General features: G+C 48.0%; 17 protein-coding genes and 1 tRNA gene. 12 read left to right on the top strand and 6 right to left on the bottom strand.

Annotation, left to right across the window (positions count from 1 at the left end; genetic code table 11):
• Window positions 1-373: 373 nt before the first annotated feature.
• Window positions 374-2,668 (top strand): GH92 family glycosyl hydrolase, encoded by a 2,295-nt coding sequence (locus NT073_RS04045; RefSeq protein WP_297369129.1) that lies wholly within the window; start codon window positions 374-376, stop codon window positions 2,666-2,668.
• A 21-nt stretch (window positions 2,669-2,689) separates the two neighbouring features.
• Here NT073_RS04045 and NT073_RS04040 read toward each other — a convergent pair whose 3' ends face one another.
• Window positions 2,690-3,241, bottom strand: a complete 552-nt coding sequence (locus NT073_RS04040; protein ID WP_297369127.1) for a TIGR00730 family Rossman fold protein — start codon at window positions 3,239-3,241, stop codon at window positions 2,690-2,692.
• A gap of 54 nt (window positions 3,242-3,295) precedes the next feature.
• Window positions 3,296-4,657: a Mur ligase family protein gene (locus tag NT073_RS04035; RefSeq protein WP_297369124.1), complete on the bottom strand. Its 1,362-nt coding sequence runs from the start codon at window positions 4,655-4,657 to the stop codon at window positions 3,296-3,298.
• Between the two features lie 260 nt (window positions 4,658-4,917).
• Between NT073_RS04035 and NT073_RS04030 the strand changes: the two genes are divergently transcribed.
• On the top strand, window positions 4,918-6,402 hold the full coding sequence (locus NT073_RS04030) for an arginine decarboxylase (RefSeq protein WP_297369121.1): 1,485 nt from the start codon (window positions 4,918-4,920) through the stop codon (window positions 6,400-6,402).
• Between the two features lie 310 nt (window positions 6,403-6,712).
• On the opposite strand, the gene NT073_RS04025 is transcribed toward NT073_RS04030, so the two are convergent.
• Entirely contained in the window at window positions 6,713-7,231 is a 519-nt protein-coding gene (locus tag NT073_RS04025; protein WP_012929990.1) for an HAD family hydrolase, read from the bottom strand.
• A 147-nt stretch (window positions 7,232-7,378) separates the two neighbouring features.
• Window positions 7,379-10,054: a valine--tRNA ligase gene (locus NT073_RS04020; RefSeq protein ID WP_297369117.1), complete on the bottom strand. Its 2,676-nt coding sequence runs from the start codon at window positions 10,052-10,054 to the stop codon at window positions 7,379-7,381.
• A gap of 165 nt (window positions 10,055-10,219) precedes the next feature.
• Here NT073_RS04020 and NT073_RS04015 point away from each other — a divergent pair, with 165 nt between their 5' ends.
• The 5 genes from NT073_RS04015 to hisF all read left to right on the top strand — a co-directional run bounded on the left by NT073_RS04015 (window position 10,220) and on the right by hisF (window position 13,936).
• A complete protein-coding gene (locus tag NT073_RS04015; RefSeq protein ID WP_297369114.1) occupies window positions 10,220-11,146 on the top strand; it encodes a DUF72 domain-containing protein in 927 nt (308 codons plus the stop codon).
• A 180-nt stretch (window positions 11,147-11,326) separates the two neighbouring features.
• On the top strand, window positions 11,327-11,914 hold the full coding sequence (hisH, locus tag NT073_RS04010) for an imidazole glycerol phosphate synthase subunit HisH (protein WP_297369112.1): 588 nt from the start codon (window positions 11,327-11,329) through the stop codon (window positions 11,912-11,914).
• 125 nt (window positions 11,915-12,039) lie between these two features.
• Window positions 12,040-12,762 (top strand): 1-(5-phosphoribosyl)-5-[(5-phosphoribosylamino)methylideneamino]imidazole-4-carboxamide isomerase, encoded by a 723-nt coding sequence (hisA, locus tag NT073_RS04005; RefSeq protein ID WP_297369184.1) that lies wholly within the window; start codon window positions 12,040-12,042, stop codon window positions 12,760-12,762.
• On the top strand, window positions 12,759-13,181 hold the full coding sequence (locus tag NT073_RS04000; protein ID WP_297369109.1) for a GNAT family N-acetyltransferase: 423 nt from the start codon (window positions 12,759-12,761) through the stop codon (window positions 13,179-13,181). The genes hisA and NT073_RS04000 overlap by 4 nt, the downstream gene beginning before the upstream one ends.
• Window positions 13,181-13,936, top strand: coding sequence for an imidazole glycerol phosphate synthase subunit HisF (hisF, locus tag NT073_RS03995; protein ID WP_297369104.1), 756 nt, complete (start codon window positions 13,181-13,183; stop codon window positions 13,934-13,936). The genes NT073_RS04000 and hisF overlap by 1 nt, the downstream gene beginning before the upstream one ends.
• Before the next feature lie 75 nt (window positions 13,937-14,011).
• On the opposite strand, the gene NT073_RS03990 is transcribed toward hisF, so the two are convergent.
• Window positions 14,012-14,917 carry an outer membrane beta-barrel protein gene (locus tag NT073_RS03990; protein WP_297369101.1) on the bottom strand — a complete coding sequence of 302 codons (906 nt, stop codon included), beginning with the start codon at window positions 14,915-14,917 and terminating at the stop codon, window positions 14,012-14,014.
• 39 nt (window positions 14,918-14,956) lie between these two features.
• Here NT073_RS03990 and NT073_RS03985 point away from each other — a divergent pair, with 39 nt between their 5' ends.
• The 4 genes from NT073_RS03985 to NT073_RS03970 all read left to right on the top strand — a co-directional run bounded on the left by NT073_RS03985 (window position 14,957) and on the right by NT073_RS03970 (window position 20,290).
• Window positions 14,957-15,946, top strand: a complete 990-nt coding sequence (locus NT073_RS03985; protein ID WP_297369099.1) for a gliding motility protein — start codon at window positions 14,957-14,959, stop codon at window positions 15,944-15,946.
• A gap of 90 nt (window positions 15,947-16,036) precedes the next feature.
• Window positions 16,037-17,842 carry an ABC transporter transmembrane domain-containing protein gene (locus tag NT073_RS03980; protein WP_297369096.1) on the top strand — a complete coding sequence of 602 codons (1,806 nt, stop codon included), beginning with the start codon at window positions 16,037-16,039 and terminating at the stop codon, window positions 17,840-17,842.
• A 90-nt stretch (window positions 17,843-17,932) separates the two neighbouring features.
• Window positions 17,933-18,349, top strand: coding sequence for a transcriptional repressor (locus NT073_RS03975; protein ID WP_297369093.1), 417 nt, complete (start codon window positions 17,933-17,935; stop codon window positions 18,347-18,349).
• Window positions 18,350-18,457: 108 nt separating this feature from the next.
• On the top strand, window positions 18,458-20,290 hold the full coding sequence (locus NT073_RS03970; protein ID WP_297369090.1) for a DNA mismatch repair protein MutS: 1,833 nt from the start codon (window positions 18,458-18,460) through the stop codon (window positions 20,288-20,290).
• 288 nt (window positions 20,291-20,578) lie between these two features.
• Here NT073_RS03970 and NT073_RS03965 read toward each other — a convergent pair.
• Window positions 20,579-20,654 (bottom strand) — tRNA-Phe (locus tag NT073_RS03965).
• Window positions 20,655-20,782: 128 nt separating this feature from the next.
• Here NT073_RS03965 and NT073_RS03960 point away from each other — a divergent pair.
• Window positions 20,783-22,183, top strand: a complete 1,401-nt coding sequence (locus tag NT073_RS03960; RefSeq protein WP_297369088.1) for a 4Fe-4S dicluster domain-containing protein — start codon at window positions 20,783-20,785, stop codon at window positions 22,181-22,183.
• The last annotated feature ends 20 nt before the right edge of the window (window positions 22,184-22,203 follow it).

Below are 22,203 nucleotides of genomic sequence, written 5' to 3'. Positions count from 1 at the left end.
TCTCTCTCTGTAGGAAAAAAGACAACAAGATATTGACTGGTCACAGTCGAAAGAGTCAATTAGGTTGGTGTAGTTTAGGCGGGTGTTCACCTCTACCATTTCGAACAGAGCCGTTAAGCCCCGTACTGCCGATGGTACTGCTGTCATAAGCGGGAGAGTAGGAAGATGCCACCTATTGAAACAGCGAAAGCCGTTCACCCAGTGAACGGCTTTTTGCGTTTTAAAGGTTTTGAAAGCTATTGTTAAGTTGCAGAAAATAGGTAACCTTGAGATCGTAACTTCATGAAGCCGGCTCGATCGAATAAAGAGAAGTTGACGTAATTTCACGCTCAAATTTCTGACTTCTATGAAGCGAAACTCTTTTTACTCTTCAATGCATACTTACCGGCTTACGCTGATCTTTTTAATTTGGGCCACGATAAATTCGTCTGCCCAGTCCACACAGCAGAAAGTAGACTTTGTTGACCTGATTAATCCGCTGATGGGGACGGCGTCAAAGCCAAGTCTATCAACTGGGAATACATATCCATCAATTTCATTGCCATGGGGTATGAATTGCTGGATGCCCCAGACTGGTAAAATGGGTGATGGATGGGCATATACCTATGACGCGGATAAGCTTCGGGGTTTTAAGCAAACTCATCAACCCAGCCCCTGGATTAATGATTACGGACAGTTTGCTATTATGCCTATCACTGGCAAAATTCGGTTTAATGAAGATGAGCGGGCTAGCTGGTTTTCGCATAAATCCGAAATAGCCAAACCCTATTATTACAAGGTTTACCTGGCAGATCATGATGTAACAACAGAAATTAGCCCAACTGAACGGGCAGCTGCCTTACGTTTTACCTTTCCCGAAACGGAAGAAGCTCACGTTGTTATTGACGCATTAGATAAAGGCTCTTCTATAAAAATCATTCCTGGTGAGAATAAAATCACTGGCAACACAACAAAGAACAGCGGGGGTGTACCTGCCAACTTCAAAAACTATTTTATTATTAAGTTCGATAAACCGTTTGCTAACACAACCACTTGGCATGGAAAAGAACTGGCATTAAAAGATCTCGAACAAACAGCTGACCACGTAGGGGCTGTGGTAAGCTTTAAGACAAAAAAAGGCGAGCAGGTTTATGCTCGGGTTGCCTCATCGTTTATCAGCCCTGAGCAGGCAGAACGTAATTTGACCGAAATAGGAAATGATTCATTTGATGTAGTTAAAGATAAAGCAAAAGCAATTTGGAATAAAGAGTTAAGTCGTGTAAGTGCAGAAGGTGGTACAGATGATCAGCTGCGGACCTTTTACTCGTGTCTTTATCGGACAATGTTGTTCCCTAGAAAATTCTATGAGTTAGATGCCAGTAAGAAAGTGGTGCATTATAGCCCCTATAACGGTGAGGTTCTACCGGGCTATATGTTCACTGATAATGGGTTCTGGGATACCTTCCGGGCGGCATTTCCACTGCTGAACTTGCTTCAGCCAACTATGAATGCCCATATCATGGAAGGGTTGGCAAATGCTTATAAGGAAAGTGGATTTCTGCCAGAATGGGCTAGTCCGGGCCATAGAGATTGTATGGTGGGGTCTAATTCGGCATCAATCATTGCCGATGCCTACCTGAAAGGTATTCGAACGGGCTATGATATAAATACCCTGTATGAAGCTATCTTGAAGAATACACAAACAGAAGGGCCCTTGAGTTCGGTTGGTCGGAAAGGTGCGTCTTACTATAACCGCCTGGGTTATGTTCCTTACGATGTAAAAATCAATGAAAATGCGGCCCGAACACTGGAGTATGCCTATGATGACTTTACAATCTATCAACTTGCGAAAGAGTTAAAGCGACCCCAGTCTGAGATTGATTTGTTCGCCAAACGCTCGCAGAATTACCGCAATCTTTTCGATCCAGCCACAAAACTGATGCGGGGTAAAAATGAGAACGGGACATTTCAGTCTCTTTTCAATCCGTTTAAGTGGGGAGATGCCTTTACAGAAGGTAACAGTTGGCATTATACCTGGTCGGTATTTCACGATGTGCAAGGGCTGGTTGACTTAATGGGTGGCCGTCGCGAGTTCACTAAAATGCTCGACTCTGTATTTGTTGTACCGCCTGTTTTCGATGATTCGTATTATGGCTTTGTGATTCACGAAATCCGTGAGATGCAGATTATGAACATGGGAAATTATGCACACGGTAATCAACCGATTCAGCACATGATCTATCTCTATAACTTCGCAGGCCAGCCTTGGAAATCGCAGTATTGGCTTCGTGAAGTAATGAACCGAATGTATCAACCAACGCCGGATGGCTATTGTGGGGATGAGGATAATGGCCAAACATCGGCTTGGTATGTGTTCTCCGCTATGGGCTTTTACCCCGTTTGCCCGGGCACTGACCAATATGTGCTGGGCGCACCTTTATTTAAGAAAATTACATTAAAGCTGGAGAGTGGTAAGACCGTAACGATCAATGCTCCCGGCAATAACGCCCAAAATCGGTATATAAAAACATTGACGATCAATGGGAAGGCCTACAGCCCGAATTGGCTAAGTCATAAAGGGTTGATGCAGGGCGCAACACTTGACTTTCAAATGACCGATAAGCCCGATACCCACCGGGGAACAAAAGAGATTGACTTTCCCTACTCCTTTTCAGCAGCGAAACGATAACTAATGATGAGTTCTGGGATGCTAAACGTTATCCCAGAACTCACTTATCATCAGTAATACCTCATCGACTGTGTTTGCAACCAGCAGTATAGACCGGTTTTCCGACTTAAGAAAGCCATCGGCAACCATCCGATCGAGTTGCTTTAGCATGAGGTCATAAAACCCGTTGGTGTTCACAATAGCGACAGGGCCATCGTATAATTTTAGTTGCCGCCAGGCCAGGATTTCAAACAATTCATCCATAGTTCCATAACCGCCGGGCAAGGCAATTACGCCTTTGGAAAGCTGTACCATTTTGAACTTGCGCTCATGCATGGTTTCAACGAAATGCAGCTCCGTCAGAGTTTGGTGAGCCACTTCCAGATCAGCGAGAAAGTTGGGAATCACTCCTGTTACTTCACCCCCATTTTTTAACACAGCGTTAGCAACATTGCCCATTAGGCCAAAGCCACCCCCGCCATAAATAAGGCGGACATTGTTTGCCGCCATCTTTTCGCCTAGTTCTATGGCTACTTCATTATAAATCGGGTTAACGCCGAGGCTCGACGCACAGTAAACAACAATGCTTTGCATAGAAAAACAAACGTTCGTTTGTTAAAAAGTATAGAAAATTGTAAGTCAACCTGTTTATAAAAGTTTATCAGCTAACGCATCTATTGCTAATCCGCCGAACTGGCCGGAACTCATTAACAAGAAGACAGTAGCTGCTTCTTGCTGATCAATCAGAAAGTTTTGCAACTCTTCAGGCTTATTGAACACATGTAAACCCGGCTTATTAAAGGCATGTAGTACATCCGTTGTCGATATAGCCTCTGGGTTGCCATCTGATGCGTTTTCGTAAAAGTAGACGACTCCAACATCAGCTGCGTCTAATGTGCCCTCGTACTGGTTAAGAAACGCTTTATTTAAACTACTGAAGGTAGACAACTCAACAACAGCCACGACTTTTCTTCCGGTAAATTGTTGCTTCATTGCTTCGGTGGTTGCTTCTACTTTAGCTGGAGAGTGAGCAAAATCGCGATACAGAACTCGTCCGCCCTTTTCGGCAACTTTTTCCAGTCGCATAGCCACCGGCTTAAATGTTGGGATGGCTTCATAGAATTGATCTTCAGTAATACCTATTCGGTCGCAGACGGTCATAGCGCCCGCAATATTTTTCAAGTTATGCTGGCCAAATACCTGTATTGGAACCCGCGCTCCTTTTTTAGTCACCAGAATCGTTTTGCCTTCAACGATTGTAGCCGGATGTGGCAGGTAGGGAATCTTTGTGATATCGGCACGCTCTTTCTGCCCGATCACATCAAGCATATCATCTGATTCATCAAAAATCAAAATGCCGGCCTTGGGCATGGCCTCGGCCAGTAATTCGAAAGCGTCGACGTACTCGTCCCAGGTTGGGTAAATATTGACATGATCCCAGGCAATACCACTGATTAGCGCAATATGTGGCTGATAATGAAGGAACTTTGGTTGGGCATCGATGGGCGACGATGGGTATTCATCGCCTTCGAGAATGATAACCGGCGCATCGGGCGTCAATTTCGCCATAGTCTCAAACCCGTCAATTTGCTCGCCTACAAGGTAGTCGAAATTGCGGTTGTGGAACTTGAGCACGTGCAGAATCATGGCGGTAATGGTCGTTTTGCCGTGGCTTCCGGCGATAACGACTCGCTGCTTCTGCTGGCTTTGCTGGTACATGAACTCAGGGTATGAGTAAATAGGTAAGCCTAACTCAAGTGCTTTAACAAGCTCCGGATTTTCCTTGTGTGCGTGCATACCAACAATAACGGCTGTAAGACCTGAATGGATTTTTTTCGGAAACCACCCCATTTCAGCGGGTAATAAGCCATGCTGCTGCAAGCGGGACCGAGACGGGTCGTAGATTTCGTCGTCGGAGCCCGATATGGTGTAGCCTTGTTGTTGAAGCGTCAGGGCAAGATTATGCATGGCACTGCCGCCAATGGAAATAAAATGAATAACCTGAGACATTCGGTAAAATCAATCTGTGTCGAATGACAAAAGTAGACGTTCTTTTTGGTTTCAGGAAAGAAGATAATTGGCCGGGCCGGTAACCAGGCTCAGCTACTATTAAATTTATGTGATTTCCGAATCAAACCCCCCACTTTTTCGTTGACTATCGTACGAATAAACTTTACTTGGAAAGCCGGAATGCCGGATCACCATTTTTCCGGGTGAAATTCGCGCCTGTTTTTTGAACACAAATCCCCTTTTATGCGTCAAACGTAAGAATGAAGACATACTATGACCTGATTGACCAGACGTTTGAGTTCCCAACCCGGGAGTTCAATGTCGAGAACAATGAACTGATGTTCAACAATGTTCCACTGATGGACATTGTCAAGCAGTACGGTACCCCGCTAAAACTGACGTATTTACCGAAAATTACGGAGCATATTGAACATGCCAAGCTGCTGTTCAAGAACGCCATGAAGCGGTATAATTACAAAGGGAATTATACGTATTGCTATTGTACGAAGTCGTCACACTTTCGGTTTGTACTCGATGAGGTTCTGAAGAACAACGTACACCTCGAAACGTCGTCAGCTTACGATATCCAGATTATAAGGGAGTTATATAAGGCGGAGAAAGTTAGTAAGAGCACCTACATTATCTGTAATGGATATAAACGGCCGCTATACACGCAATATATAAGTGAACTTCTCAACGAGGGTTTCACAAACTGTATTCCAGTTCTGGATAACCTGAAAGAAATTGAGGCCTACGAAAATTCGGTAACCGCCGAGACGGTTAATTTCGGTATTCGGATTGCTACAGACGAAGAACCTAACTTTGCCTTCTATACTTCTCGCTTAGGTATTCGGTATAGTGATGTGAATGAACTGTACCGTAGCAAAATTCAGCCGAATGAAAAGTTCAAGCTTAAAATGCTGCACTTCTTCATTAATACGGGTATTAAAGACAGCGCCTATTACTGGAGCGAATTAAGTCGCTTTATGTATAAATACTGCGAACTGCGGAAGATGTGTCCGGACCTCGACTCTATCGATATTGGTGGCGGTATGCCTATCCAGACGTCGTTCCAGTTTACTTACGACTACCAGGCCATGATCGACCAGATCGTGGAAAGTATTCAGTGGATCTGCAACAAGAACAACGTACCTGTACCGCATATCTTCACGGAGTTTGGTTCGTATACCGTTGGCGAAAGCGGGGCCGTAATTTATAAGGTGATCGATCAGAAGCTCCAGAACGATAAAGAGTTGTGGTACATGATCGATGGATCGTTCATTACTCAGCTACCTGATTCATGGGGCTTGGGGCAGAAGTACATTATGCTTTCTGTCAATAACTGGGAGAATCCGTATCAGAAGGTGAACTTAGGTGGTCTGACCTGCGATTCGCACGATTTTTATAATACCGAAGCCCATAGTGCCGATTTATATCTGCCTATTTTTGACCAGGATACGGAAGATCAGTACATCGGACTGTTTCATACCGGAGCCTATCAGGAATCATTAGGAGGATATGGAGGTATTCAACATTGCCTGATTCCAGCTCCGCAGCACGTCATTGTTGACAAGGATGATGAAGGTAATTTGCGTACCCGTCTGTTCGCTCCTGAGCAGAATAGCGAAGTAATGCTGAAGATTCTGGGCTACGGTGGCGCTGAGCCAGGTATGACGGAATTAGAAGCGACCGAAGCTGCTGAAGAGCGTGAAGAGGAAGCTGAATTGATAAAGGACGAAAACTAATTTTATCGGGCTAGCACGCCAGCCCGATAAAAAACTAACGAATCGTACTGTTTTTGGCACTATATTCGTTTATAGATCTGAAGGTTAAATCAAAAGCAGAGACTATCGATTCATGAAAAAACTACTGATCTTTGGTGCTGTACTGGCAACGTTATCGCTCGGGTCATGCTCACGCAAGGCAAATTGCCCAGCTTACGGAAGCACACTAAAGCCTGCTTCTGGACAAGTTCGGGCTTAGGTAAAGAACTAGGTATCAATAAAAAAGGGCTCCATTCAACAAGAATAGAGCCCTTTTTTATTGATACCTAGTCTATGCATATTCCAGCACAAAGCGAGAGGCTTCCAATAGGTTGGGAGCGCAGCCATCACACTCGGGGGTAAGCTCCGGTTCATGGGCAATGCGAACCGTGCGAACGCCAACTCGTTTACCCGCCTGCATATCCCGGAGCGCGTCGCCAATCATCCAGGACTGGTTAGGCAGGATATTATATTTAGCCATTGCTTTTTCAAGCATCAGCGAACCGGGTTTCCGGGTTAGGGACTCGGTATCGTATTTGGGGTGATGCGGGCAGTAGTAAATATCGTCGATGAGTTGGCCGCACTGTTCTTGCAAATACTGATAACAAGCCATGACATCGTCGCGGGTGTAGAGCCCTCGAGCAATACCTGCTTGGTTGGTAATGACAATGAGCAAATACCCGGCATCTTTCAGTAAGCGGAGCGCTTCGGGCACACCGTCGGGAATAATAAAATCCTCAACCCGATACACGTAGTCCGTTCGGTCCTCATTTAAAACACCATCCCGGTCCAGAAAGATACACTTGTTCATTGACGATATAGAATTTATAGAAAGCAATAATGCAATTATTTAACCAAATAATTGCATTATTGCTTTAAAAATATGGTTAAAATTTATAAACTGGTCATTAACCCCTTTAGTATCAATTGCTAATTGTCATTAGGAGGGTCTCAGTAACTATACGCTTAAGTCCTTCAATCGTTGCTCCAGGGCCTGTATTTTGGCATCGGCATCTGCTAATTTTTGACGCTCACGGTCCACCAGTTCGGGTTTGGCATTGGCAACGAATTTCTCGTTCGACAGCTTCTTGAGCGTCGACTCGCGAAAACCAATGTTGTATTCCAACTCCTTACGTGTGCTGGCAATTTCCTGCTCAACGTCAATTTCACCGGCAATATTTACAAAGTACTCATCGCCTTTAATCAGAAACGAGAGGGCCAGTCCAGAAGCGGCCTCACTAGCGCCTTGCTCATTTACATAACTGATCGCCGAAACGTTGGCCATTTTCTGCACCAGGGCTTCCAACTTGCCAAACCGCTCGGATGTGCCCGTTTTAATAGCCAGCGGAAGTTCCGTTTTAGGCGAAATCTGTTTTGCGTTCCGAATGTTTCGAATATTCGAGATTATCTCAAATAAGGTGTCAAAATCAGTCAGAACCTGACTATCGACAGTACCGGCCTTCGGAAACGACGAGATACAAATGCTTTCACCTGCTTGCCGTTCGCGAATATCCTGCCAAATTTCCTCCGTAATAAACGGCATGAACGGATGAGCCAGTCCCATTAGCTGCTCGAAGAAATTAATGGTAGCCTCGTATGTTGCCCTGTCAATGGGTTGCGAGGTACCCGTTACTGCATCAAACGGGGGTTTGATCAGTTCAAGATACTGCGAGCAGAAGTCATCCCAAATCAGTTTGTAAACAGCTTGTAATGCATCCGAAATCCGGAACTTGCTGAAATCGTCTTCTATCTGGATTAATGTTGCGTTCAATTTGGATTCGAACCATTGGATGGGTAAAGACGATGCACGCGTTGTCTCTAGGTTATCGTTCGCCACCGTCCACCCTTTCACTAACCGGAAAGCATTCCAGATTTTGTTGCTGAAATTCCGGCCTTGCTCCACTAACTTCTCGTCGAACATCAGGTCGTTTCCTGCCGCCGAACTGAAAAGCATACCCGTGCGTACGCCATCGGCACCGTACTGGTCGATGAGATCGAGTGGGTCCGGTGAGTTACCCAACGACTTCGACATTTTACGGCCCAACTTATCGCGGACAATACCCGTTAGGTACACGTTCTTGAACGGTGCTTCGCCCCGGTACTCGTACCCGGCAATAATCATTCGGGCTACCCAGAAGAACAGAATTTCGGGAGCCGTAACAAGGTCGTTGGTTGGGTAATAATAGTTTATATCGGCATTGTTAGGGTCTTTCAGACCGTCGAATACCGATATGGGCCAAAGCCAAGACGAAAACCAGGTGTCAAGTACGTCTTCGTCCTGCGTCAGATCGGCCTCGGTCATGGCAAACAGCAGTTTTTCGTGCTGTACTTTTTCCAATGCTTCGTGCTTGTTTCTAGCAACAATGATGGTGCCATCCTGCATGTAAAACGCTGGTATGCGCTGTCCCCACCAAAGCTGACGGCTGATGCACCAATCATGGACGTTCTCCATCCACGACCGGTACATGTTCTTAAATTTGGGCGGCACCAGATGAATAGTATCGTCCATTACATTCTTCAGCGCGGGTTTCGAAAGCTCGTCCATTTTCAGGAACCACTGCAACGATAGCTTCGGCTCAATAACGGCGCCGGTGCGTTCCGATGTACCAACGTTCGATTTATACTCTTCTGTTTTCTCCAGATTACCAGATTCTTCCAGTAATTTTATAATGGCTTTCCGGGCCGCAAAGCGGTCCGTTCCGACCAGAATCTGCGCCTTCTCGTTGAGTGTACCATCATCGTTGAGGATATCCAGAACGGGCAGGTTGTGCGCAATACCCAGCGCGTAATCATTAGGGTCATGGGCGGGCGTTACTTTCAGACCACCCGTTCCAAAATCCATCGTCACATACTCATCCGTGATGATGGGGATTTCTCGGTTGATAAGTGGGATAATGGCTTTCCGGCCGTGCAGGTGCTTGTATCGTTCGTCGTTGGGGTTAACGGCAATAGCCGCATCGGCCATGATCGTTTCCGGCCGAACGGTGGCAATGGTAATCGCATCCTGTCCGTTGCTTCCGGCTATTTCATAGCGGATGTAAACGAGCTTCTGCTGAATTTCTTTGGTGATAACTTCCTCGTCGGATACGGCCGTGCGCCCCTGTGGGTCCCAGTTCACCATCCGAACGCCCCGGTATATCTGTCCCTTTTCGTAGAGGTCGACAAACACGTCGATAACGGAATCGTGCAGAGCCGGTTCCATCGTAAAGCGTGTACGGTCCCAGTCGCAGGAAGCGCCGAGTTTACGCAACTGCGACAGAATAATACCGCCGTACTTATGCGTCCATTCCCAGGCGTATTCCAGAAACTCCTCGCGGGTCAGGTCTTTCTTGCTAATGCCCCGTTCCTTGAGCATAGCCACCACTTTAGCTTCGGTCGCAATACTGGCGTGGTCGGTGCCGGGTACCCAGCAGGCGTTTTTACCTTCCATACGCGCTTTCCGGACCAGCACATCCTGAATGGTATTATTGAGCATATGGCCCATATGCAGCACACCTGTCACGTTTGGGGGAGGAATAACGACAGTATATGGCTCTTTCTCCGGGTCGGGCGTAGATTTAAAAAATTGGTTATCAAGCCAATATTGATACCATTTTTCCTCGATTTCCTGGGGGGCGTATGTCTTTGAAATCATAAATCAGTTGAAATACTGTTCCGTACAATCCTGCAACGTGGCATTATCCTGAAAACCGATTGTGAGGATTACGGATAAAAAGCAAAATTAACTAAATTGGGTAGGGCGAAAAAACGAAAGCCTGTCTTTGGCAGTTTTATAACTACACTTCATGATCAGGCACACATGGAATTCGGGAAAGTACAAAACCTTAGTAACGTAAATTTCAGCTTACCGCCCGGTGCTGCCTTCAACGGCCGGATCTGGTCGGCCGTCGAGCAAATACAGCATAGCGGGCGATGTCAGCCGTTGGTTTCCATCGGTGGACCTGTATGGGCTAACAAAGATTATGTCGGAAAAGTGTACCCGTCTACGGCAAAGGAAAAGGAATTTCTACACTACTACACCCGCCAGTTCAATACCATTGAGCTTAATCTGACCCATTACCAGATTCCGACGCTGGGCATGATCGATAAGTGGAAGATGGAGGCAACGGATGGATTCACCTATTGCCCTAAATTCCCGCAGATGATCAGCCATGAACGGCAGCTAATTGCTACCGAAGGGCTGACTGAGGAGTTTGTGAATGCTGTTTTGAGTCTCGAAGAATACCTGGGCATGACGTTTTTACAGTTACCTCCCAATTTCAGCCCCGATAAATGGCCTGTTCTGGAGGCTTACCTTAAAAGTCTGCCCGATGAGCTGGATGTGGCCGTCGAATTCCGCCACCCAGATTGGTTCAGCAAAACGGCTGTCTGGCACCAAACGCTTGAGCGTCTTTTCAACCTTCATCGGCATGTGGTCATTACCGATGTTGCCGGTCGGCGGGATGTCTTGCACATGGGCCTGAGCAGCCCCGTATTAACACTTCGGTTCATTGCCAATGAAGGTCATCCAACGGACTATGCGCGAACCGATGCCTGGGTGCAGCGGCTGAAAACGTGGTTTGAAAAGGGCCTTCAGCGGGCTTATCTGTTTGTGCACGGTGGTGGCGACAACGACACCGCTCCTGAACTGATCGCTTATTGGATTCGCGAGTTGAACAAACACTGTGGCCTGAACCTGCGTCAGCCCGTTCTCCAACCCAAAGTAGTACAGGGAAGTTTGTTTTGATTTACAGGCCATAGCGTTTACCTTTGCCCTATGACTTCACAGGCAACAATTCATCGGCATCATCATTCTGAGCGGTAACGCAGCAGAACAAGATGCTCGTGTTTGTGAATTCGGATAGATACTTCTGATTACCACAATATACAAAGCCCGGTTCTGCCAAAGAGCCGGGCTTTCTTATGTATGAAAACTGTCATTATTAAATACAACGCGGGGAACGTGCAATCGGTGATGTACGCGCTGGATCGGCTGGGAGCCAGTTATCTGCTTACCGATGATGAAGCCGAAATCCGCTCGGCCGATAAGGTTATCTTTCCCGGCGTGGGTGAAGCCAGTACGGCAATGGCTTATCTTCGAGAACGGGGATTGGACAAACTGATTCCGTCGCTCAAACAGCCGGTGCTGGGCACCTGCGTGGGTATGCAGCTCATGTGCCGCTATTCTGAAGAGAACAACACGACCTGCATGGGCATTTTCGATATCGATGTCCGGCGGTTTCCGAATGAAGCGGGTCTGAAAGTGCCGCATACCGGCTGGAACAACATTCATACGCTGCGCGGCCCCCTGACAGAAGGACTGAACGATAACTCGTACGTTTACTTCGTTCATAGCTACGCGGCCGATGTGTGCCCCGAAACGACGGCTATCTGCGATTATGTCCGGCCGTTCAGCGCTATGCTGCACCGGGATAATTTTTACGCAGCTCAGTTCCATGCCGAGATCAGTGGAAATGTGGGGCAGCGGATTTTAGAAAACTTTTTAACGTTGTAGTGCCGGGCGGGACGCCCGGTAAGAGAAGAATAGTAACGAGGGATTTGCAACGACCCACTCGTTATGGCAAACAACAGAGCCAGAACTTACTAACACGGCCGGGCGCGATGCCCGGTGCTACAGAAATGCATATAATCCCCGCTATTGACCTCATCGATGGTAAAGCCGTTCGACTCACTCAGGGCGACTACAACCAGAAGAAAGAATACAACGCCCGTCCGCTTGAAGTGGCAAAACAGTTTGAAGATGCCGGTCTGACTCGCCTGCATTTAGTAGACCTTGACGGGGCTAAAGAAAAACGCGTTATCAACTGGAAGGTGCTGGAGTTGATAACGTCTAAAACCAGTCTGCACGTCGATTTCGGTGGTGGCGTTCAGTCCGACGAAGATTTACGGGTTGTGTTTGAGTGCGGGGCTAAGCAAGTTACTGGCGGAAGCATTGCCGTAAAAAATCCTGACCAGATGGAACGTTGGCTTTCGCAGCTGGGTTCCGAAAAACTAATTCTGGGTGCCGATGCCAAAAATGAAAAAATCGCCGTTAGCGGTTGGGAAGAAGGTACCGACGTCTGGATCTATGACTTCCTTCAGAACTGGGTTGAGAAGGGAATCAAATACGTGATCAGTACCGATGTAGCGAAAGATGGACTGTTACAGGGGCCTTCGTTCGATCTGTACCGCAATATGCAGGACCAGTTTCCTGACCTGAACATCATTGCCAGCGGGGGTGTCAGCAACATGGCCGATATTGAAACCCTGGCCGATATGAACGTCTTCGGCGTTATCGTTGGCAAAGCGATTTACGAAGGGCGCGTGACGTTAAAGGAGTTGCAAAAAATCAGCGGGAAATGACCACCGATTATACCATCAGTGACGATAAAGGCAGACTTGACCTTGAGATGATTCACCGCTTTTTGAGTCAGGAAGCGTACTGGTGCAAGAATATTCCGATTGACATCGTTCAACGGTCGATCGATAATTCTCTCTGCTTCGGCGTCTATCGGGGTGACAGTCAGGTTGGGTTTGCCCGGGTGATTACCGACCAGGCCACCTTCGGCTATCTGGCCGATGTGTTTATATTACCCGAACATCGGGGTAGGGGTTTGTCGAAAAAGCTTGTCGCTTTCATTATGGCCTATCCACCATTGCAGGGGCTGCGCCGACTCATGCTGGTTACCTTTGATGCTCACGGCTTATACGAGCAATTTGGCTTCAAACCCATTGACAGCCCCGAAAATACGATGTCTATTAAAGCTTTTACTGCGTACTAATGCTGACAAAACGAATCATTCCCTGCCTCGATATAAAAGACGGGCGCACGGTAAAAGGAACCAACTTCGTCAACCTTCGCGATGCGGGCGACCCGGTTGCTCTGGCTGCCGTTTACGCCGAACAAGGTGCCGACGAACTGGTGTTTCTAGATATTACGGCCACCGTCGATGAGCGAAAAACCCTTATTGAACTCGTACGCAACGTAGCCCATACCATTAATATACCCTTCACAGTTGGTGGTGGTATCTCGTCCGTTGCCGATGTGTCTGCGCTGCTCAATGCCGGAGCGGATAAGATTTCCATTAATTCATCGGCCGTTCGCAACCCGAATTTGATCAACGAACTCGCTTTGGAATTTGGCAGTCAGTGCGTTGTCGTGGCTATTGACACACGCTTTGTAAACGGCGAACACATCGTTCACACGCACGGCGGACGTAAGCCAACGGAGCTTCGTACGATTGCCTGGGCCAGAGAACTGGAAGAGAGGGGAGCAGGTGAAATTCTGCTGACGTCAATGGATACCGATGGTACCAAAGCTGGTTTTGCCCTTGAGCTAACGGCCCAAATTTCAGGTGCAGCGAACATTCCCGTCATAGCCTCGGGCGGGGCGGGAACCATGGATCACTTTGTCGACGTATTCACCACCGGCAAAGCTGATGCCGGACTGGCCGCCAGTATTTTCCACTTCAAAGAAATCGAGATTCCCGATCTGAAAGGGTATTTGCGGGAAAAAGGAATCGAAATGCGGATTTAAAAAGTTTGGGCCAAGCTCCAGCTTGGCCCATCAAATTTGCTATGGCCAATCTAGAGATTGATTCAAACATTTGCATTAAAACTTGAACCCTAAATCCAGCGAGACGACCCGGTTTTTAGAGGTTAGCTCATTGGCTCTGGCTACGTTGATCAGGCCACGCTGATAACTCATGCCGATGTTGAATGCGTTGTTTTCGTTGATTCGGTATTGAACCCCCGCACCTAGTAACAGCTCAATATCACCGAAGCCATATTGTCGGCGGGTGCCGCCACTTTCGGCCATATAAAGACCATTTCGGGTTGGCTCCACGGCATGTTCAGCTAGTTTTAAACTCAATAAGCCGCCTGTTTGCACATACAACCGCATGTTGGGGCCTATATTGTTGGCAAACAGTTTCACCGTTGCCGGAATCTGGAGGTATTGCAAATTATAAACCGATTCCTTTTCGGGCGCACCGGGATTCCACCGCGACTCACCAAAGGAGCCGGGCATCTGAAAGCCCGAGCGTTTGATTGTGTAGAAAAGTCCGGTACTAAAAGCGTATCGATCTTTGAAGAAAAAGTAGTCCAGCGTTGGACCAACACTCATCCGAACCCCCGCGCCGTTATTACGGAAGCCAGCATAAGACCCGCTACCTTCGGCTGTGTTGAGATTGAGTGAGGGAGCAAACCGAATGCCCATCTCAATCAGGTGAGTTGGCCAGGCGTAATCAGGGCCGGAGCCGTAGCCATTGTTGTCGGTTTGGCTACCGGTAGTTTGTTGCTGTTGCTTTTTTCGTCGGCGTTTGCGGTCGTCGTCGTACTCCTTGCGGTTTTTATCCTGCCCGTCGTAATTATCGCCCAATATTTTTCGGAATCGCCTGTCAGTAGCGTTCGATTCCTTCGTTCTCATCTGGTATAAAGCGGGTGAAGTGGATTGTGCCCAGCCGCAACTAACGGATAACATAACCAAAATCAATCCGAACCCTGCAACTTTTTTCATAATTTTGCACGTTTTCTATATTGAAAACACGTGATTTTCATGCGAATATGGTCGGCCCTTGTAGGCCTTTTTTGCTTCTTTTCCCTGACTTCGTGTACTAAAAACGAAGAGGTTACCCTTATCCGGCTCGACCAGCAACTTTTCCCCGGTAAATCGCCCGATAGTGTTCGGACATTATTAAACCGGAATCCGGCCGTGGCTCAATTGTACTTTAACGCGAACGGAGCCGGAAATGATACAGCACTCGTCCGGGAATTGACCAACCGGGTTACAAATCCGGCATTGAATGAACTTAACCGCCAGATTCAGGCCGAGTTTGGTGATATGGCCGATCTGAAAAGTCAACTGGCCGACGCCTTTACAAACATAAAAAAAGACTTTCCTGATTTTAAGTCGCCCAAGGTGGTTACTGTTGTAACGGGTTTTCTTGGTCCAGATTTAGTCGTTACGGATAGCCTCATCGTTATAGGTCTCGATTACTTTGCCGGGCCGAAAGCTAAATACCATCCGCCCGCACAGGAGTTCCCTCAATATATTCTTCGCCGATACCAGAAGCAGTACATCGTTCCGGCCATTGTCTTTGCTATTTCCGACAAGTACAATGCAGCCAACCGGGCCGACCAAACCATGCTGGCCGATATGGTCTATTACGGCAAAGGCTATGTATTTACCAAAACTATGCTGCCTAACATCAACGGCGAACCCATTGCCGACAGCCTGATTATCGGATATACAGACAAACAACTAACCCAAACGTTTAATGCGCAGGATATCGTTTGGGCGCATTTTATTGACAATCAGCTTTTGTACCAAACGAGTCCTGCTATAAAACAGCGATATTTGAACGAGCGGCCTTTTACGGCCGAAATTGGTCAGGCTTGCCCTGGTGCGATTGGCCGGTGGTTAGGCTGGCGAATTGTTGGCCGGTACCACGATGAACACAGTAGTGTTGGCATTTCGGAATTGATGCGTAATGCCGACGCCCGGCAGATTTTTGAGCAGTCGGGTTATAAAGGACAGAAAGAATAGTGAAGTAGTGATAGTAGAGAATTCGTGTAGTTGATCGTAATGGAATAAACAACTGCACCCATTCACTACTACACCATTCAACCAAAAACAATGGCAAAACGGGGACGAAGTTTTGGCGAGGAAGCCAACGAAGAGGATAAAAAGAAAATCAGTCGCGAAGGCTTTAAAAAGGCACTGAGCATATTTCGGTTTGTAAAACCCTATCGGTTTCAGTACATCATTGGTTTTGTGTTCCTGATCCTGTCGACGGGCACGACGATGAGTTTTGGTTTGCTCATTGGGCAAATCACGAGCGTGATACAGGGAAAATCGGCGTTTACACTCAATCAGGTCACGCTGTTTTTTGTGGGCGTGCTGGTAGCGCAGGCTATTTTCTCATTTTTTAGAATTTACTTTTTCTCACAGGTAAGTGAGCGGGCCATGGCCGATGTGCGTCGGGCGGCTTACAGCAAGATCATTACTCTGCCGATTCCGTTTTTCGAGCAACGGCGCGTGGGCGAATTAACCAGTCGAATCTCGGCCGATATTTCGCAGTTACAGGATGTACTGACGCTGACCGTGGCCGAATTGTTCCGGCAGGTTGGCACGCTTACCATTGGTACGGCTATCATTTTTTACGTTTCCTGGAAGCTAACGCTGTTTATGCTGGCAACCTTTCCGGTTATCATTGTGGCAGCTATGGTCTTCGGTCGGTTTATCCGTAAACTGTCAAAACAGGCGCAGGATTTGCTGGCGCAGGCCAACATTATTGTGGAGGAGACCCTCCAGTCGGTAAACGTGGTGAAGGCATTTACCAACGAGAGGCTGGAAATCAACCGGTACGGAACAGCACTGGAGCGGGTGGTCAACACCGCACTGCGGGCGGCACGGTTCCGGGGGGTATTTGTCTCATTCGTGATTTTCGCCCTCTTTGGCGGTATTATCGGGGTTGTCTGGTACGGTGGTTCACTAGTGATTTCCAACGAGATGCCGTTTGCTGACCTGCTGACGTTTATTGTTTACACAACCTTCATTGGCGGGTCGGTAGCAGGTATGGGCGATTTATACGCTCAGCTACAAAAGACAATTGGTGCTTCGGAGCGAATTCTTGAAATTCTTGAAGAACCATCAGAAGTAAATGCTGCCGAAGAAACACCATTGTTTGTACCCGTGCTTGGTAATGTTCAGTTCAACGATGTCCGGTTCTCGTACCCATCGCGTCCGGATGTATCCGTACTGAAAGGGATAACGCTTAATGTAGCTGCCGGTCGGAAAATTGCGCTGGTGGGCCAGAGCGGAGCCGGAAAATCGACGATTGTTCAGTTGCTGATGCGGTATTACCAAATTGGCGGTGGTCAGATTACGGTAGACGGCCGCGACTTACTGGGTTTCAACGTAACAGAATTACGCAAAAATATTGCTGTGGTGCCACAGGAAGTCATGCTCTTTGGCGGAACCATCCTCGAAAACATTCAGTATGGTAAACCCGGTGCGTCGGAAACCGAAGTGCGTGAAGCCGCCCGCAAAGCCAATGCGCTTCAATTTATCGACTCCTTCCCGGAAGGATTACAAACAATTGTTGGTGAGCGCGGTGTCAAACTATCCGGTGGCCAGCGGCAGCGTATTGCCATTGCACGCGCTATTCTGAAAGATCCCGCCATTCTGATTCTGGACGAAGCAACGAGTTCGCTCGATGCCGAATCGGAGCGGCTCGTTCAGGAAGCACTGGACATTCTGATGCAAAACCGTACAACGATCATTATTGCCCACCGGCTGGCCACCATCCGTAAAGTAGACATGATTTACGTGATGCGCGAAGGGCAGATTGCCGAAGCGGGTACTCACGACGAATTGGCTACCCAGGAAGACGGCATCTATGCGAATCTGGTCAAATTACAGTTTGAAACGATAGAATAGTTGATAATGCATAATGTATGATGAGGGGTACAGAAAAACAGATCAACTTCCATTATACATTATGCATCACACATTTTCCATTCATAAATTATGACCCTGGCCGCTAAAACCCTGAAAGCCTTCAACCTTCGCCACACCAATGGCCGGGAGGAAGTCCTTGATTTGTTTCTGAATGCCGGTCACGCACTGGCTCATAACGATGTCGAAAACGGCCTCGGTCCCGATCATGACCGGGTAACGATCTATCGAACGCTGCGGACGTTTCTGGATAAAGGACTGTTGCATAAAGTGCTGGACGACGAGGGCGGCACGAAATACGCCCTTTGCCGCGACAACTGTTCGGAAGGCCATCATCACCACGATCACGTCCATTTCAAGTGCGAGACCTGCGGGCAAACGACTTGCCTTGATAAAGTCAGTATACCGGCCATTCCGTTGCCCGAAGGCTATAACCGAAAGGAAATGAACCTGCTTATCCAAGGCGTTTGCCAGGATTGTAATAGGTAGCCTGGCGGGTAACGCGGGCCCACCCGCCTTTAACAACGTCCACGTTTTTTCTCCATCAGTCGCGGATTTCCCCGGCAACGGCCGACCGTCCGCGTTACTCACTACCGAATGCCCCCAGAAACCGCTTTTCTCGAACGTCAGCAGGAGTTCAGTCAGAAAGAACAGGCTGCTCAAGGCAACTATAATCAACTGGCCTTCTGGCGGCTTATCTGGTTTGTTGGCGCTGTTGCCGGAGTTTGGCTGCTTGCTCGGTTCGATCAGCAGCTAGCTGCGGCTGGCGTTTTGCTGGTCGGCCTGATTGGGTTTATGCTGCTATTGAAAAAGCACCAGACCATTCGTAAGGAGCGGGATTTGTATCACCAGTTGGCCTTTGTCAATCAGGACGAAGTGGCCCGGCTAAAACGTCAGTACCTGCGCCCGGAAACCGGCGAACGGTTCTCAAGCCCTACTCACTCTTATGCCGGCGATTTAGACGTATTTGGCAAGCACTCACTTTTTCGGCTACTCAATCGTACGCATACGTACGAGGGGCAGAGACGTCTGGCAAAGTGGCTGAAGGCATCTTCTGCTCCAGACGCTGTCCGATTGCGTCAGGAGGCTGTAGCGGAGCTTAAACCGCAACTGGAATGGCGTCAGCAGTTGGAAGCGCTGGCCTATACAGAGCCAACCATCAACCAGTCGCCGGATTCCCTCGTGAAATGGGCAACAGCGGAAAGCGAGCCACTACCGGGTTACTTATCGATTGTCCGTTTTCTCTTTCCCGCAATTACCATAGGTTTATTTATCGGGTGGCTACTGGGTTACGTTCAGGGAGCCGCCGTGCTGCTGGCACTGGCGGGGCATGGTCTTGTACTCAATCAAATTTCAGCGCGTGCTAAAGGGGTTAGTGAGCAGACATTCGAAATAGCAACGGCACTTCGGGCGTATCAAGCGTTGTTTAAGCAAGCCGAAGGGGTGAAGGGAGATACTGTTCGATTGCGCGCAATCCGACAGGCGCTAACGTCTGATACTAAACAATCTGCTTCCGCAGCCATTGGCCAGCTCGGACGACTCACCGAGGGCTTGAATTTCCGACGCAATCCTTATTTCGCGTTGCTGCTTGGCGTAGCAACGCTTTGGGACATTCACTATCTAATAAAGCTTGAACACTGGCGACAAACGCATGGACCGGCACTCAGTTTGTGGTTCGAGGCACTGGGCGAGCTGGAAGCCCTCAATAGCCTGACTGGTTTCGCGTATGCGCACCCGTCCTATGCAACTCCCGAAATCGTTGATGATAAGTTTGTACTGGAATTAACCTCGGCAGCCCATCCGTTACTAGCAGAGAACAACAGTATAGCCAATTCGCTGATTTTGCGTGGTGCTGGACAAACCGTCCTGATTACCGGCTCCAATATGTCGGGGAAAAGCACGTTTCTACGAACAGTAGGCACAAATGTAGTGCTGGCATTAGCTGGGGGTGTGGTGCGTGCCGAACGCTTTCGGTGTTCGCCCGTACAAGTGTTTACGAGCATGCGCACACAGGATTCACTTGAAGAAAGCACCTCCTCGTTCTATGCTGAACTCAAGCGCCTTCAAACGCTTATTGGCCTGACAAACCCGGATAAGTCAGCATCAGTTTCCTCTAAAAACTCCTTACCTGTTCTGTATTTTCTGGATGAGATATTGAAAGGTACGAACTCCGCCGACCGCCATCGGGGCGCTGAGGCCCTTATTCGTCAGTTACACCACACAACTGCATCTGGCTTTGTGTCTACCCACGATCTTGAACTGGGTCAACTTACCGATGCTGATGGCTTTGTGCGCAACTACCATTTCCAGTCCGACCTCCTGAACGGCCAACTCGTCTTCGACTATAAACTCCGCAATGGTATTTGCCAGAGTTTCAATGCCAGTCAGCTGATGCGGGCCATCGGTATTAACATGGATGCGGTGAAATAGTGGACGTATCGGGTGTGCCAGACAGAAACATGCTGTTTGGTACGTTTATCATATTTCCTACAAACAGCATCTTGCTGTTTAGTACCTTAAGGCTCCGTCTGGTTTAAATCCAAAACAACCCCAGTATACACTTGTTAGATATACCGAAAGCAGTATATTTGCCGTTGGTATAATAGTATGCACGCATACTATTATTAGGCAATGTCAATTGAATCAGTATATGCAGCGCCCTTTTAAAAGTACAGTATACAAAAAAAGCCTTCCCAATTGGGAAGGCTTGCGTTAGGGTGGTGGTGATGGACGGAATCGAACCGCCGACACAAGGATTTTCAGTCCTTTGCTCTACCAACTGAGCTACATCACCCTGAAACGTGGGTGCAAAAGTACTTATTGATCGGGTTTGTGCAAGCATATTTTAAAGAATATTTTTTGTGAATTAGTGTAGTCGACGTCAAATGATTGATTGTCAGACAGAAGAACTCCCTTAAACGAATGGAAATTTTTCAACAAATTTTATTTGTCGCGGCTTTAGCAGCCGTGGCCTGGTACATAACCAAGCGAATCCAGCTCATTTCACGGGCTATTAAACTCGGACGCGCCGAAAACCGAACCGATCATGCCGATGAGCGATTAAAAACAATGCTTCTGGTTGCCTTCGGTCAGAAGAAGATGTTCACCAATCCACTGGTTGGTGTCATGCACTTTATCATTTATGCCGGGTTCATTATCATCAACCTCGAAATTCTGGAGATTATTCTGGATGGTGTTCTGGGAACGCACCGGCTATTTGCGCCTTACATTACGCCTGTTTATCCCTTTCTGATCAACATATTTGAGATACTGGCTTTTGGGGTGCTGGCCGTTTGTGTGGTGTTCCTGTGCCGTCGGTTTGTGGCGAAAGTAAGTAGGTTTCAGCCGGAGCGCCACCGCGAGATGGCTCGCTGGCCCCAAACTGATGCTGCTATCATTCTAACCGCCGAAATTCTGCTCATGATCGCGTTTCTGACCTGGAATGCATCAGACAGCGTACTGCGCGACCGGGGTGTTGGCCATTATGGCGAGTTACAGGGTATTGTGCCCGATTTTATTATTAGCCAGTACCTGAAGCCGCTATTTGCCGGTTTTAACGATACAGGCCTGGTGGCCTACGAACGTATTGCCTGGTGGTTGCATATCCTGGGCATTCTGGCCTTTGCAGTTTATGTTACATACTCAAAGCACTTGCACATCGCACTCGGTTTCCCGAATGTCTACTTCTCCGACCTGCAACCCAAAGGCGAGATGCAGAACATGCCTGAAATTACCAAAGAAGTTCAACTCGCCCTTGGCTTGCCGGTTACTACCGAAGCAGACGGTTCGCAGACGAATGATAATGGCGAGCAGCCCAGCCAGTCCGCCGGTGCGGTGGATTCTCCAGCCGAAATTGGCCGCTTCGGGGCTAAAGATGTGCAGGATCTGAAATGGATCAACCTGATGAACGCGTATAGCTGCACCGAGTGTGGGCGTTGTACGGCGGCTTGTCCGGCTAACATCACGGGTAAGAAACTGTCGCCCCGCAAGATCATGATGGACACCCGCGATCGGCTCGAAGAAATTCAGCAGGGTTGGAAAACGAACGGGCCAGACTACCGCGACGATAAATCCCTGCTGAACGATTATATCACCGCCGAAGAACTCAATGCCTGCACCACCTGCCAGGCCTGTGTAATGGCCTGTCCGATCAATATTAATCCGCTGGACATTATCCTGCAATTGCGCCGGTATCGCGTCATGGAGGAATCACAGGCACCTGCCTCTTGGAATGCGATGTTCAGTAATATCGAAAACAATATGGCCCCCTGGAAATTCTCACCCAGCGACCGCTTTAACTGGGCTGACCAGGTGAATGATTAACGTCTTTCAATAATTCGGTT

The organism is Spirosoma sp., assembly GCF_026391055.1.
Taxonomy (GTDB): domain Bacteria; phylum Bacteroidota; class Bacteroidia; order Cytophagales; family Spirosomataceae; genus Spirosoma.
Note: the sequence above shows the minus strand (reverse complement) of the source record. Positions and strands in the feature narration are given on the sequence as shown.